The sequence below is a fragment of the Hyphomonas sp. genome, assembly GCF_965284475.1.
In the GTDB taxonomy this organism is placed as follows: domain Bacteria; phylum Pseudomonadota; class Alphaproteobacteria; order Caulobacterales; family Hyphomonadaceae; genus Hyphomonas.
In genome coordinates, this window is the sequence record NZ_OZ260087.1 from 1,599,112 (window position 1) to 1,612,307 (window position 13,196).

General features: G+C 61.6%; 19 protein-coding genes. 17 read left to right on the forward strand and 2 right to left on the reverse strand.

Annotated features, from left to right (window positions below; translation table 11 throughout):
• Window positions 1-23: 23 nt before the first annotated feature.
• Complete coding sequence (locus ACQ66M_RS07650) at window positions 24-782, forward strand: GGDEF domain-containing protein (protein WP_430402942.1); 759 nt, start codon at window positions 24-26, stop codon at window positions 780-782.
• On the opposite strand, the gene ACQ66M_RS07655 is transcribed toward ACQ66M_RS07650, so the two are convergent.
• Window positions 779-1,273: a hypothetical protein gene (locus ACQ66M_RS07655; RefSeq protein WP_350173312.1), complete on the reverse strand. Its 495-nt coding sequence runs from the start codon at window positions 1,271-1,273 to the stop codon at window positions 779-781. The two genes, ACQ66M_RS07650 and ACQ66M_RS07655, sit on opposite strands and share 4 nt — an antisense overlap.
• A gap of 95 nt (window positions 1,274-1,368) precedes the next feature.
• On the opposite strand from ACQ66M_RS07655, the gene trmD reads away from it, so the two are divergent.
• The 15 genes from trmD (at window position 1,369) to ACQ66M_RS07730 (ending at window position 11,546) form a co-directional block, all read left to right on the forward strand.
• Complete coding sequence (trmD, locus tag ACQ66M_RS07660; protein WP_430402944.1) at window positions 1,369-2,094, forward strand: tRNA (guanosine(37)-N1)-methyltransferase TrmD; 726 nt, start codon at window positions 1,369-1,371, stop codon at window positions 2,092-2,094.
• Window positions 2,081-2,668: a 50S ribosomal protein L19 gene (rplS, locus tag ACQ66M_RS07665; protein ID WP_034737748.1), complete on the forward strand. Its 588-nt coding sequence runs from the start codon at window positions 2,081-2,083 to the stop codon at window positions 2,666-2,668. The genes trmD and rplS overlap by 14 nt, the downstream gene beginning before the upstream one ends.
• A gap of 214 nt (window positions 2,669-2,882) precedes the next feature.
• On the forward strand, window positions 2,883-4,280 hold the full coding sequence (gene leuC, locus ACQ66M_RS07670) for a 3-isopropylmalate dehydratase large subunit (RefSeq protein ID WP_430405136.1): 1,398 nt from the start codon (window positions 2,883-2,885) through the stop codon (window positions 4,278-4,280).
• Window positions 4,281-4,432: 152 nt separating this feature from the next.
• On the forward strand, window positions 4,433-5,068 hold the full coding sequence (locus tag ACQ66M_RS07675) for a glutathione S-transferase family protein (protein ID WP_430402946.1): 636 nt from the start codon (window positions 4,433-4,435) through the stop codon (window positions 5,066-5,068).
• Window positions 5,065-5,913, forward strand: a complete 849-nt coding sequence (locus tag ACQ66M_RS07680; protein WP_430402948.1) for a VOC family protein — start codon at window positions 5,065-5,067, stop codon at window positions 5,911-5,913. Before ACQ66M_RS07675 ends, ACQ66M_RS07680 begins: the two co-directional genes overlap by 4 nt.
• Before the next feature lie 9 nt (window positions 5,914-5,922).
• Entirely contained in the window at window positions 5,923-6,552 is a 630-nt protein-coding gene (gene leuD, locus ACQ66M_RS07685) for a 3-isopropylmalate dehydratase small subunit (protein WP_430402950.1), read from the forward strand.
• A 20-nt stretch (window positions 6,553-6,572) separates the two neighbouring features.
• Window positions 6,573-6,752 (forward strand): hypothetical protein, encoded by a 180-nt coding sequence (locus ACQ66M_RS07690; protein WP_430402952.1) that lies wholly within the window; start codon window positions 6,573-6,575, stop codon window positions 6,750-6,752.
• Window positions 6,749-7,045 (forward strand): putative quinol monooxygenase, encoded by a 297-nt coding sequence (locus tag ACQ66M_RS07695; protein ID WP_430402954.1) that lies wholly within the window; start codon window positions 6,749-6,751, stop codon window positions 7,043-7,045. The genes ACQ66M_RS07690 and ACQ66M_RS07695 overlap by 4 nt, the downstream gene beginning before the upstream one ends.
• 97 nt (window positions 7,046-7,142) lie before the next feature.
• Complete coding sequence (locus ACQ66M_RS07700; protein WP_430402956.1) at window positions 7,143-7,490, forward strand: hypothetical protein; 348 nt, start codon at window positions 7,143-7,145, stop codon at window positions 7,488-7,490.
• A gap of 43 nt (window positions 7,491-7,533) precedes the next feature.
• Window positions 7,534-7,839 (forward strand): hypothetical protein, encoded by a 306-nt coding sequence (locus ACQ66M_RS07705; protein WP_430402958.1) that lies wholly within the window; start codon window positions 7,534-7,536, stop codon window positions 7,837-7,839.
• A gap of 328 nt (window positions 7,840-8,167) precedes the next feature.
• Entirely contained in the window at window positions 8,168-9,223 is a 1,056-nt protein-coding gene (gene leuB / locus ACQ66M_RS07710) for a 3-isopropylmalate dehydrogenase (protein WP_430402960.1), read from the forward strand.
• 70 nt (window positions 9,224-9,293) lie between these two features.
• Window positions 9,294-10,484: an amidohydrolase family protein gene (locus ACQ66M_RS07715; protein ID WP_430402962.1), complete on the forward strand. Its 1,191-nt coding sequence runs from the start codon at window positions 9,294-9,296 to the stop codon at window positions 10,482-10,484.
• 95 nt (window positions 10,485-10,579) lie between these two features.
• Window positions 10,580-10,903: an ArsR/SmtB family transcription factor gene (locus ACQ66M_RS07720; RefSeq protein ID WP_430402964.1), complete on the forward strand. Its 324-nt coding sequence runs from the start codon at window positions 10,580-10,582 to the stop codon at window positions 10,901-10,903.
• Window positions 10,900-11,310, forward strand: coding sequence for an SRPBCC family protein (locus ACQ66M_RS07725; RefSeq protein ID WP_350173334.1), 411 nt, complete (start codon window positions 10,900-10,902; stop codon window positions 11,308-11,310). The genes ACQ66M_RS07720 and ACQ66M_RS07725 overlap by 4 nt, the downstream gene beginning before the upstream one ends.
• Before the next feature lie 29 nt (window positions 11,311-11,339).
• Window positions 11,340-11,546 (forward strand): hypothetical protein, encoded by a 207-nt coding sequence (locus tag ACQ66M_RS07730; RefSeq protein WP_430402966.1) that lies wholly within the window; start codon window positions 11,340-11,342, stop codon window positions 11,544-11,546.
• A gap of 21 nt (window positions 11,547-11,567) precedes the next feature.
• Here ACQ66M_RS07730 and ACQ66M_RS07735 read toward each other — a convergent pair whose 3' ends face one another.
• Window positions 11,568-11,939 carry a nuclear transport factor 2 family protein gene (locus ACQ66M_RS07735; protein ID WP_430402968.1) on the reverse strand — a complete coding sequence of 124 codons (372 nt, stop codon included), beginning with the start codon at window positions 11,937-11,939 and terminating at the stop codon, window positions 11,568-11,570.
• A gap of 128 nt (window positions 11,940-12,067) precedes the next feature.
• Here ACQ66M_RS07735 and ACQ66M_RS07740 point away from each other — a divergent pair, with 128 nt between their 5' ends.
• The gene (locus ACQ66M_RS07740) at window positions 12,068-13,111 is read left to right on the forward strand and encodes an aspartate-semialdehyde dehydrogenase (protein WP_430402970.1); all 1,044 of its coding nucleotides are present in this window, start codon (window positions 12,068-12,070) and stop codon (window positions 13,109-13,111) included.
• Window positions 13,112-13,196 lie beyond the last annotated feature (85 nt).

Below are 13,196 nucleotides of genomic sequence, written 5' to 3' on the forward strand. Positions count from 1 at the left end.
CGCAGTTCAACTGGGGTGGCATGATGCCTGTCTCGAGCAAAACAAGCGATGTTCTGGAATCGCTAACCTTCTTCGCTTTCGTTGCGATAACAGCGCTTTGCCTGTCTTTCACCTTCTCCATGGTGGTCTACCGGCTGGGCCTGCCGGCGAATCCGAAGATGTTTGTCCTGACCAACCTGGTCGTTTCCACCTGTATCGCCATTCCTACCGCGGTGATTGCCTCGCAGCATGAATTCCGGCTTCGGCTGTATCAGCGTCGCCTTGAAGCGCTGGCGGCCACTGATCCGCTGACGGGTCTCTATAACCGGCGCTTCTTCAGGCAGGCCATGGACGAAGAGATTCAGCGCATGAAACGCACGCGCCAGACTGCTGGCGTGGTTGTGTTCGATCTTGACCATTTCAAACGGGTCAACGACCGGTTCGGGCACAAGACGGGCGATATTGTACTGACAGAAGTGGCCGCCAGCGCGTTCGCCGAACTGCGCGGACCGTTTGACCGGCTCGGACGATGGGGCGGCGAGGAGTTTGTCATCCTGCTCAGTAATGTGACGCTGGAGCAGGCCGCTTCGGTCTGCGACCGTATCCGGGCGCGCATCGAGAGCCTCGTCATCCTGCAAAAGGGCGAGGCGATATCGGTCACCGCAAGCTTTGGGGCCTGCCTGCTGGAGCCTGGCGATGATCCCGATACCGCGCTGGAAATGGCAGACGCGGCCCTGTTCGATTCCAAGAAGGCCGGGCGCAACTGCGTTACCACACGCGGCCAGATGGAAATCGCTGCCTAGTCCTGACCCATTGTGGCCATGGCCTGGGCAACCTCCAGTTCGGCGGCCAGCCTGTCGACATATTTGACGAAGCTGCGGGCGTAAAGCGGGCGGCATTCCATCCACCATTCGCGGATGCCGGGATTGCTTAGCGATTCCCGCAGGCGCGCCTCGGAGCCTTCCCACAATTCGTCTTCGAAAATGCCGTACCGGCGATGCGTGTGCAGCACTTCGAAGTGGCGAAAGGAGATACTGAGAAAGTTAGAGACGCGCAGGAATTCGGCTGGCGTCCAGGATTCGCGTCCCTTCTCGCGCACGATCAGTTCGGCCAGTTCGGCGCTTTCGGTAATGCGCCCGAGATTGGCCGACAGGAGCTGCGCCGAGGTCTGCGCGGCGGCCATGCGCGTCAGATGGGCATTCTGGCGCAGCTGCAGGCCGATAAAAACCAGTGTCAGCACGACGGCTCCAGATGCCATGATGTTGGCGATTGTTGCCACGGTATCGAGATTCATGCGGGCCCTCCCCCTTTTTTGTCATCAAGCGCCTGACGGGCTTGTGCGTCAACGGACGGGGTGACGAGGCGCCGGCTGTGGGCTAGATGCGCTGCATGTTTGCCACCACGCTCATCACCCTTGTGCCAGAGGCCTTTCCCGGGCCGCTCGGCGTCTCCATCCTGGAGCGGGCGCGCGAAAAGGGTGTGTGGAGCCTTGAGACCGTGGACCTGCGCACATTCGGGATTGGCAGGCACCGCAATGTCGATGATACGCCGGCCGGTGGCGGGGCGGGCATGGTGATCCGGCCGGATGTGGCGGCCAGCGCGATTGACAGCATCCCGCGTGACGGGCGTCCGCTGGTCTACCTGTCGCCACGCGGTAAACCCTTTAACCAGCAGAAAGCCCGCGACTGGGCGGCGGGTCCGGGGCTGATTTTCTTCTGTGGCCGGTTTGAGGGGCTCGACGAGCGCGTCATCGAGGGCCGGCAAATGGAAGAGGTCTCGCTTGGCGATTTTGTGCTGGCCGGGGGCGAAGTGGCGGCGATGGCCCTGATCGAGGCCGTGGTGCGCCTTTTGCCCGGTGTGGCCGGGAATGAGGCCTCGCTGTTGGAGGAATCCTTCGAGCATGGCCTGCTGGAACAGGCACAGTACACGATGCCCCGCGAATGGGAGGGCCGCCCGACGCCTGAGGTTTTGCTGTCGGGCGATCACAAGCGGATAGAAGAATGGCGCAAGAACAGCGCAAAGGCGTTGACAAAGCAGCGCCGCCCCGATTTATACGCCGCTTACTCCAAGACCCCCGAATTCCAACCGCCGGAGACTGGCGATGAACATGATTGAACAGCTTGAGGCGGAAGAACGCGTCCGCGTCCTCGGCGACAAGAAAATCCCGGCTTTCTCGCCTGGCGACACGCTTGCCGTGAACGTCAAGATCAAGGAAGGCGACCGTGAGCGCGTCCAGCGCTTTGAAGGTGTCTGCATTGCCCGTTCGGGCGGCAGCCTGAGCGAGAGCTTCACGGTTCGCAAGATTTCCTTCGGTGAAGGCGTCGAGCGGGTCTTCCCGCTGGTCTCGCCACTGATCGAGTCGATCGAAGTGAAGCGCAAGGGCCGCGTTCGCCGCGCGAAACTCTATTACCTGCGCGACCGTCGCGGTAAGTCGGCCCGTATTGCCGAACGTACCACGGGTCACGGCATCGAGGCGGTCGAGATCGCCGTTTCGAAGACCGAGCGCCGCCGCCAGAAGGACGCTGAGAAAGTGGCCCGCAAGGAAGCTGCTGCGGCTGACCGCGAGGCGGCTGCCAAGGCAAAGCTCGAGGCTGAAAAGGCCGCTGCGGCTGCCGCTGAAGCCGAAGCGAAGGCCGCTGAAGAAGCTGCCGCCGCTGCTGAAGCGCCAGAGGCTGCTCCGGAAGAATAGGCTTTTTAAAAGCCTGCAATGTCAAAAACGCCCTTGCCCCGCGGCAGGGGCGTTTTTCGTTGGGGGATGGCACTCACACAGAGGTCTGGCTTGAAGGGCCGGGCCGCGATCACCAGATGAAAACAAAGGTCAAGGCGACAGCTTGCCAGTGCGGGCTTCCATCGCCCGCATCTGCCGCTATGTTGCGCCGCGACAGGCAGAATGGGTGCAGCGAATGGTCGGCAAGACACTTTATGACAAGATCTGGGACGCGCATGTCGTCCATACGGATGCAGCCTCCGGCGAGAGCCTGCTCTATATCGACCTGCATCTGATCCATGAAGTGACGACGCCGCAGGCCTTTGACGGGCTGAAACTGGCTGGCCGCAAGGTGCGCCGCACGGACCTCACGCTGGCCGTGGCTGACCATAATACGCCGACCGAGAACCAGGCGCTCGGCCTGGCCGGTGTCACGGACCCGGAAGCCCGCAACCAGCTGGAAACACTGACGCGCAATGTTGCCGAATACGGCATCGAATATTTCCCGATGGGCGATATCCGCAATGGCATCGTGCATGTGGTCGGGCCCGAGCAGGGCCGGACCCAGCCGGGCATGACCATCGTTTGCGGCGACAGCCATACGTCCACGCATGGCGCATTTGGCGCACTGGCGCACGGCATCGGGACGTCCGAGGTTGAGCATGTGCTGGCAACGCAGACCCTGCGCGCGCGCAAGATGGGCAATATGGCCGTCGAAGTGACGGGCCAGTTGCGTGATGGTGTGACCGCCAAGGATCTCGCCCTGCACATTATCAGTCGGACCGGCACGGCCGGCGGCACGGGATATGTCATCGAGTATCGCGGCGAAGCGATCGAGGCCCTGTCAATGGAGGCCCGGATGACGCTCTGCAATCTGGCAATCGAGGGCGGCGCCCGCGCCGGACTGATCGCGCCGGACGAGAAGACGCTCGCCTATATGAAAGGACGCCCCGCCAGCCCGAAGGCCGGCGCATGGGAAGTGGCCGAAACCTACTGGAAGACACTGCGCTCCGATGACGATGCGGCATGGGACCATGTCCTGAAGATCGATGGCGCATCGGTCGAGCCGACAGTCACATGGGGCACCAGCCCGGAACAGGCGATTCCCCTGTCGGGCAAGACGCCCGTACCCGGCGAGATTGCTGACCCGGTGAAGCGCGCAGCCGCCGAGCGTGCGCTCGACTATATGGGCCTCGAGCCCGGCGTGCCGATTGCCGGGACGCCGGTGCAGCGCGTGTTCATCGGGTCGTGCACCAATAGCCGGATCGAAGACCTGCGTGCGGCGGCAGACATTGCCAGGGGCCATCATGTGGCCGGCGGCGTGCGGGCCATGGTGGTACCGGGGTCCGGACTTGTGCGGGCGCAGGCAGAGGCTGAGGGGCTGGATGCGGTGTTCCTCGCAGCGGGCTTTGAGTGGCGCGAGCCGGGCTGTTCCATGTGCCTCGGCATGAACCCGGATATCCTGTCGCCGGGCGAGCGGTGTGCGTCGACCTCGAACCGCAATTTTGAAGGCCGCCAGGGCCGCGGCGGGCGAACGCATCTGATGAGCCCCGCGCTCGCTGCGCAGGCCGCCATTACGGGCGTGATCGGGTAATCCCATCCTGGCGGGGCCGATCCGGTCCTGTTTGGCGCCAACGGGCCGGACATCACCTGGGCGGGAAGCGCAAGAAGGAATTCTTGATGCTTCCTGACGTCAACGTGTATTTGATACAGCAGCCATAGGCGTTCCTGAAAGGACCCCGCGACATGACACGCTACACACTTCACGGCCTTTACGCCTCGGGGCCGACCTACAAGGTCGGGCTGATGCTGCATCTCACCGGCACGCCTTTCGACTATGAGCATGTCGACCTGCAGAGCGGTGCCCACAAGGCGGACGCCTTTCTCGCCAAGAACCGTTACGGTCAGGTTCCGGTGCTGGACGACCATGAGAAGGACATGTGCCTGTGCCAGTCCTCCGTCATCCTGGACTATCTGGCCGATGAGACGGGCCAGTTTGGCGGCAAGGACCGCGCCGAGCGGCTGCGCGCCCGCGAATGGCAGTTCTGGGGAGCGGGGCAGTTATCCGCCGGGGTCTACCGCACCCGCGCGCTGAGACTTGGCTTCTTCAGTTTCCCGGAACAGGTTGCCGACGCAAACCACAAGGCGGCCACAGGCGCGCTGAAGGAGCTGAACGGCCTGCTTGAGGATCGTGACTGGCTGGTCGGGCGCGGAGCGACCATTGCCGACATCGATATTTACGGGATTGCCGCCTATGCGCCGCAAGCGCAGATCGACCTTGGCACCTACCCGCACGTGCGTCGCTGGATGGGCCGTGTCGAGGCGATGCCTGGCTTCAGGAACGTGGATACTGCCCTGCCTCAGGCGAGCAAGGCCGCATGATAACCGGGCTGGACCATATCGTTCTGGTCTGCCCGGAGATCGTAACGGGCACGGCGGTGTATTCCGCCCTGCTTGGCCGGGCGCCCGACTGGCAGTCCGTGTCCGGAGATGGCGCGGCGACGGCGCTTTTCAGGGTCAACAATACGGCGCTCGAACTGATGGCGCCGCATGGCGATGGCCCGGTCGGCGAGCGCCTTGGAGAGATCATCACGGATGACGGCCCGGGCCTGAAAAGCCTCGCGTTCGGGACGCAGGATATCGAGCACGCCCATCACCGGCTGACCCGGCGCGGGCTGAAGCCGCACGAGATCATTCCGGGCGAGAGCCGGAGCGAAATCAGCGGTGGGATGCGTAGCTGGCGGCGATTTCGCTGCGCGGATGCGGAAACGGCCGGTATCAAGACCTTCCTCATCGAGCATGTGTCGGGCGCGCCGGAGCCGCTGGATGCGCCTGGCGGGGCGGTTGCCAGCCTTGATCATATTGTCATCAACACGCCGAACCCTGACCGCGCGGCGGCGCTCTATGGCGCGCGCCTCGGGCTCGACCTTGCGCTCGACCGGACGGCGCCGGAGTGGAAAACCCGGTTCCTGTTCTTCCGGACCGGCGGGCTGACACTTGAAGTGATTAACCGGCTGGGCGAAGATCATGATGCCAGCGCCAATGACTCGATCTGGGGCCTGACCTGGGAAGTCGCAGACCTCGAGGCGGCCCATGAGCGTTTGCTGGATGGCGGTTTTGACGTCTCGGAACTGCGCACGGGTCGCAAGCCGGGCAGCCGCGTGTTCACAATTCGCAACGGCACCCTGAACGTGCCGACCCTGTTCATTTCCCATGACCCGAAATAGAATGACCTCATGACACCCTTTCAGACCCTCACCGGCACCGCAGCGCCCCTTCTGGAGAAGGGCAAGCTGATGTCGAATGTCGACACCGACATGATCATTCCGAAGCAATTCCTGAAGACCACGACCCGGACGGGCCTGTCCAAAGGCCTGTTCCATGAGTTGAAAACCAGGGCAGATGGCTCGGAAAATCCCGATTTCGTGCTCAACAAGCCGGCCTATGCCAAAGCAGGGATCCTGATTGCCGGGGAGAATTTCGGCTGCGGATCGTCACGCGAGCACGCGCCCTGGGCGCTACTGGACCAGGGCATCACCTGCGTGATCGCGCCGAGCTTTGCCGATATCTTCCACAATAACTGCTACAAGAATGGCATTCTGCCAGTCCGCCTGCCCATGGACGTGTGCGAGCAGCTGGCGGCGCTGGCCGGCGGGGCGAACCATGTCTTCACGGTCGATCTGGCGACACAGACACTGACCACGCCCGATGGCGTGACGCATGCCTTCGATGTCGATCCCGGCCGCAAGTCGAACCTGATGGCGGGCCTGGACGAAATTGGCGCCTCGCTGAAAGTGGCCGGCGAGATCAGTGAATTTGAACACAAGCGGCGCCTGATGACGCCCTGGCTGGAGCCGGCAATTTGAACATGCAGGAGACGCACACGATGGCGCGATGGAAAATGGCGATCGCTGTTATAGCCTGCCTGCCCTTGCTGGCTGCCTGTCATACAGATCCGTTCAGCATCAAGCCTGAGACAAATGCGACCGTGCCAAAAAAGGCGCCGGCTGCGGACCCGCAGGCTGAGCCGTCTGACGCGTCAGAGTCTGAAAGCCCGGCACAATGATCCTGATTGAAGGCACAGTGCGGGTGCCGCCAGGCAATGTCGTGGCGGCCAGGCCTGCCATGGAGCAGATGATCCGCGCCAGCCGGGCGGAAGCGGGCTGCCTTGATTATGCCTACAGCGTCGACCTGATGGATCCGGGCCTGATCCGGGTTACCGAACGCTGGGAAAGTCGCGCGGCGCTGGACGCCCATTTCAAGACGCCGCACATGGCAACATGGCGGTCTTTCTTTCCGATTCTGGGAATCACTGACCGATCCTTGCGCCTTTACGAGGCCGAACCGGAATCGATCTGAGCAGTCCGGCGGCAAATGGGCGGATCACGCACACACCTGTTGCCCGCAGGGAAAAGGTTTCCTATGAAACTCGCAATCAAATTGAAGGAATTGCAGAATGAAGCGTACTTACCTGATGGGCCTGGCGGCCCTGTCTTTCGTGGTTCTTGCGGCATGCCAGAGTGCGCCTGCGGCGACGGAGACGGCAGCTTCATCCCCAGCCGCGCCTGTTGCGGCTGCGGATGAAGCGGCTACACTGGCAGCGGCCGGGACGACAGACGCTGCCGCGGCAGACACAGACATTGTGTGCCGTTCGATGAAGGTGACGGGTACGCGTTTTGCCAAGCGTGAATGCAAGACGGTCACGGCATGGAATGAATACGATACCTACACGAACCAGAACGCCAAAGAGGCAACGGAAAAGTTCCAGCGCCTGAATACGGGCGGTTCGGTCAGCACGAATTAACGCAATCGAGACGCCGGAAATGAAGCCGCAAAGGAAATCAGACATGAAGTATCTCATAGCATCCGTTTCGGCCCTCATGATCGCAGGGTGCCAGGCTGCGCCGGTTGCGCCGCAGGCGGCCGTTCCGGCCGTTGCACCTGAAGACGGAGAGCACTTCCAGGTCGCCGGCGTCGATGAAGACATTGTCTGCCGTTCGATGAAGGTAACGGGTACCCGCTTTGCCAAGCGAGAGTGCAAGACCGTTTCGGCCTGGGTCGAATATGACAAATACACCAACCAGAATGCCAAGGAATCGACTGACAATTTCCAGCGGCTGAATACTGGCTGCTCCACGACAGGAACCTGCTAGATCTTACAGGCCTTGCAGAACCCAGGCCCGGCACCAGGAAGGAGATCGGTAATGAGGCACCATATAGCTGTTCTTGCGGCAGGAATTGTTCTCACCGCCTGTACATCTTTTCAGCATGAGGAGATGACTCTTGAAGAGGGCGCGAAGCAGGAATGCCGTACGATCACCGAGTCAGGCACAATCTTGCCGAAGAGAATATGCTACAACAGGGCGACTTGGGCGGTGATTGACGAGCGGAACAAAACTGCCGCCGCCAAAACCATGGATGACATGCGTTCGCGCCGGGGCTATATGGACCCTCCGTCGACAATGAGTGACTAGATAATCCATGAATCAGACAGTCCTGTTGCTTCCCGGGGATGGCATTGGTCCGGAAGTCATGGCGCAGGCGCGCCGCGTGGCTGAACTCGTGGCGCCTGACCTGAAGTTCGAGACCGGGCTCGTGGGCGGGGCATCCTATGACATGCACGGAGCGCCGCTGACCGAGGCCACGCTTGGCCAGGCCCGCAAGGCCGATGCCGTTCTGCTCGGCGCCGTGGGCGGCCCCAAATGGACTGACGTGGCGCGCGACAAACGCCCCGAAGCCGGCCTGCTCGCCATCCGGAAGGGGCTTGATGTCTTCGCCAACCTGCGCCCTGCCTATTGTTTCCCGGCCCTTGTCGACGCCTCCAGCCTGAAGCGGGAAATCATCGAGGGTCTGGACCTGATGATCGTGCGAGAACTGACGGGCGACGTCTATTTCGGCCAGCCGCGGGGCATTGATACCGATGAAAACGGCCATCGCCGCGGCTATGACACGGCGCTCTATACGCATCCTGAAATCGAGCGCGTGACACGCGTGGCGTTCGACATTGCACGCGGCCGCTCGGGCAGGGTGTGCTCCGTCGAGAAATCCAATGTCATGGAATCCGGCCTGTTCTGGCGTCAGGAAGTGACGCTGGCTCATGCCGAATTCGGTGGCGGCATTGACCTCACCCACATGTATGCCGACGCCTGCGCGATGGAACTGGTGCGCGCGCCGAAACAGTTTGACGTCATCCTTGCGGGCAACCTGTTCGGTGACATTCTGTCGGATGAGGCCTCCATGCTGACCGGTTCGATCGGCATGCTGCCATCGGCCTCGCTCGGCGGCCCCGGAACGCCCGGCCTGTATGAGCCCGTCCACGGGTCAGCGCCCGATATTGCCGGACAGGGCATTGCCAACCCGTGTGCCATGATCCTGTCGCTGGAAATGGCTCTGCGCTGGTCGCTGGGCCGTGAAAAGGTGGCGGACGCCCTGTTCGCGGCCGTCGGCAAGGCGCTCGACCAGGGCGCGCGGACCAGGGATCTTGGCGGCGATCTCGGCACGAAGGCCATGGCCGACGCGATTATCGCCGCGCTCTGACCTCTCGACAGGTTTGTCAGGCTGCAGGGCTTGTGGCACGTTTCTCCAAAAACAATCGGAGGAAACGTCAATGACCTATGCAGGCAACCGTCTTGTGCATGATGCCGACAGCCACTTGATGGAATCAAGCGACTGTCTCGATCCGTATTTCGACGCGAAGCTGCTGGCGCGCTATCACGATCTTCCAGCCTACAAATGGAAGAAATCCTTCGACAATTTCGTCAATGGCAAACTCGGCGCCCATGATGACCCGGCTTTCCGGTCAGGCCTTGCCGAGAACATCCTGCTACGGAAGAATTACGAAGCGCACGGCGCCTTCCGCGCGGCCGACCGGCCCGAAGCGCTCGACCTTCTGGGCTTTGCCAGCCAGCTCGTGTTCACGACCTTCTGCCTTGGCAATTTCGGCCTCGACCAGGGCGATGACATGGAGTTGTGCTACGCGGCCGCAGAGGCCCATAACCGGATGATGACGGATTTCTGTTCGGTCGACCGCCGCCTGCTGGCGACGGCGTACATTCCGCTGGAAGACATCGACCGGGCGATCATGACCGCTCGCAATGCCATTCAGATGGGGGCGACGGCGCTGATGGTGCCATCGAAATGCCCGCAGAAGCATGCGCCGAGCCATGTCGGACTCGATCCGGTCTGGGCGATGGCTGAGGAGGCGGGTCTGCCGATCCTGTTCCATGTCGGCGGTGAGGACAAGCTGAACCCGGTCTACAAGGAAAACGGCCTGCCGCCGGTGCCGGACTTCCATGGCGGCGACGACAATTTCACCTCGGTCAGCTATATGCCTATCCCTAACGCGGCGATGCAGACGCTGGCGACGATGATTTTCGATGGCGTGTTCGACCGGTTCCCGCGCCTGAAATTCGGCGCGATTGAACTCGGCGCGGCCTGGGTGCCGGGATGGATGCGATCCATGGATTCGGCGGCGCACGCCTTCATGCGCAACGAGACGCGCCTGCAGAGCCTGTCTGCGAAACCGTCGGAGATCGTTCGACGCCAGTTCCGCGCAGCGCCCTATCCACACGAGGATGCGGGATGGATCATCGCCAATGCGGGCGAGGAGATCTGCATGTTCTCGTCGGATTACCCGCACGTCGAAGGCGGGCGCAATCCGCTGAAACGGTTCGATGAGAGCCTTAAGGGAACGTCTTCCCGCGCGGTAGAGGCCTTCTATTCCGGCAATTTCATCGACCTGATGGGCGAGGGGCTGGCAGCTGACCTGCGCAGACCGGAACTCAGGGAGCCTGCCTAGGCGCGGGCGCAATTCTGGCCGGTGACAGGGCAGGTTGACTTAAATATAACTCGCGGGTTATGAGTATGATCCATAGCCAGTGAGTTATCTTTCCCATGCCTCAAGCCCATGATGTCCTGTTCAAGACTCTCGCCGATCCGACGCGGCGGGCATTGTTCGAGCGTCTTTGTCGCGACGGAGACCTGACAGTCGCAGCGTTGACGGCTGAAGCCGGCGTGTCCCAGCCGGCTGTTTCCAAACATCTGGGCATCCTGAAACGGGCAGGCCTGGTCCACGACCGGCCTGAAGGCCGCCAGACCCGTTACAGCGCAAAGCCGGAAGCGCTGGCGCCGATGGCCGACTGGACGCGTGAAATGACCGTGTTCTGGCAGCGCCGCTTTGATGCGCTTGAAGATCTGCTGAAGAGGATGGACCAATGAGTGATCCCTCAAACGAGACCCGTTCCGTCATCATCGAGCGCGAACTGCCCCATCCGCCGGAAAAGATCTGGCGGGCGCTGACCCAGCCGCACCTGCTGGAGGAGTGGCTGATGAAGACCGATTTCCTGCCGGACGTCGGGCGCGTGTTCAGCTTTTCAGCCGAATGGGGCGCGGTGACGGGCGAAGTGACGACGGTCGAAGCGGGAAAATCGCTGTCCTATACATGGGGTGACGGCACTCTGGACACGGTCGTGACCTGGACGCTGAAACCGTCCGGCTCCGGAACATTGCTACGCATGGAGCAGACCGGGTTCAGAACCGATCAGCCCCGGTATCTCATGGGCGCGACCGCAGGATGGCCGCGATTCCTCGACAATCTCGCACAGGTACTGGCCCGCATCGACTAGCGAACCGTCTCATCTCAAAGGAGTTGCATATGAACTGGAACAACCGGATCCGGCAAAGCCATCGCTGGCTCTCGATCATCTTCACGCTGGCCGTGATTGCCAATTTCGTGAGCATGGCCGTGACGAAACCGGCTGCATGGCTCGTCTATGCGCCCCTGCCGCCGCTATTTTTGATGCTGGTGACCGGTCTCTACATGTTCGTGCAGCCCCATACACGACGCAACAAGCGGGCCTGACGTCGGTTCCCGCCGCAGCGTTCAGCTGTAATCGGCGATCCGGCAGAGCAGGTTGCCGCGGAATTCGAAGAAGCTCGCGCCCCGGATCTTCACGGTTTCGCCGGCACGTATGCCATTGGGCAGGTCGACAGCCGCCTTGCCCTCGAATTCGATCTCGGCCGCGGCCTTTCCGGCACCGGTCACGACATTGACAAGCCGCTGACGGCGATAGGAGAAGGCATTCCCGGACAGGTCTGCCACCTGACGCATCATGTCCTTGCCGTCCAGGCGCATGGATTGGCCGGTGTTCGAGATATTTTCGAACACGACGTCATCAGTTACGCACCCGATCATTCCATCAATGTCGCGGGCGTTGTAACTGGCGATGTAGCGGGCAATCACTTCATCAAGCACGAACAGGCCTCCCAGGGTTCAGGACAGGATTGGTCCTGCCTTACACATAACACGATGGCAACAGGCTTTGCACATGGCATAAAGATGCGCCATAAGCCTGCGGATTACAGGATGGAGCTTCAAATATCATGGCCATGCGGATTGCAGTTGTCGGCGCAACAGGGAATGTCGGGCGCGAGCTCCTCAACATTCTGGACGAGCGCCTGTTCCCCGCCGATGAAGTCTTTGCAGTCGCCTCGCGGCGCTCGATTGGCAAGGAAGTCAGCTATGGTGACAGGACGCTGAAGTGCCATGACCTCGGGAATTTCGATTTTACCCGGGTTGACCTGGTCCTCATGTCTGCCGGCGGTACGATCTCGAAGCAGTGGGCGCCGAAGATCGCGGCAGCCGGAGCGATCGTGATCGACAATTCGTCGGCCTGGCGCATGGACAAGGACGTGCCGCTGGTTGTGCCGGAAGTGAATGCCGACGCTGTCATGGGCTATGCGGCCAGGAACATTATCGCCAACCCGAACTGCTCAACGGCGCAGCTGGTCGTCGCCCTGAAGCCGATCCATGACGCGGTCGGCATTACGCGCGTCGTGGTTGCGACCTATCAGTCCGTGTCCGGCGCGGGCAAGGATGGCATGGATGAACTCTGGAATCAGACCAAGGGCATCTTCGTCAATGACGAGCCGACGCCGCAGGTCTTCCAGAAGGAAATCGCCTTCAACGTGATCCCGCAGATCGACGTGTTCATGGAAGATGGGTTCACCAAGGAAGAGTGGAAAATGCGCGAGGAGACGAAGAAGATCCTCGATCCGTCCATCGAGCTGGTGGCGACGTGCGTGCGCGTTCCCGTTTTTGTCGGGCACTCCGAAGCCGTGCACATTGAACTGGCCGGCCCGATGAGCGCCGCAGAGGCCAAGAAGCTCCTGCGCGAAAGCCCAGGCATCATGCTGGTCGATGACCCGAAGGAAGAGCTCTACATCACGCCGAAGGAATGCGTGGGTGACTGGGCGACTTTCATCAGCCGCGTCCGCAAGGACCCGACTGTCGAGAACGGCCTCGCCTTCTGGTGTGTTTCGGACAATCTTCGCAAGGGCGCTGCGCTCAATGCGATCCAGATTGCCGAAGAGCTGTTGAACCGCGGTGTTCTGAAACCGGAAAAGCAGGCCGTAACGACCGGCTGAAATCGCTTGTGTCCAGGCGTGAAGAAAACCTGATCCCTGCATGAGCAAGTTTTGGGTGGCGTGCGGGTTCGGCTGCGCCTACATC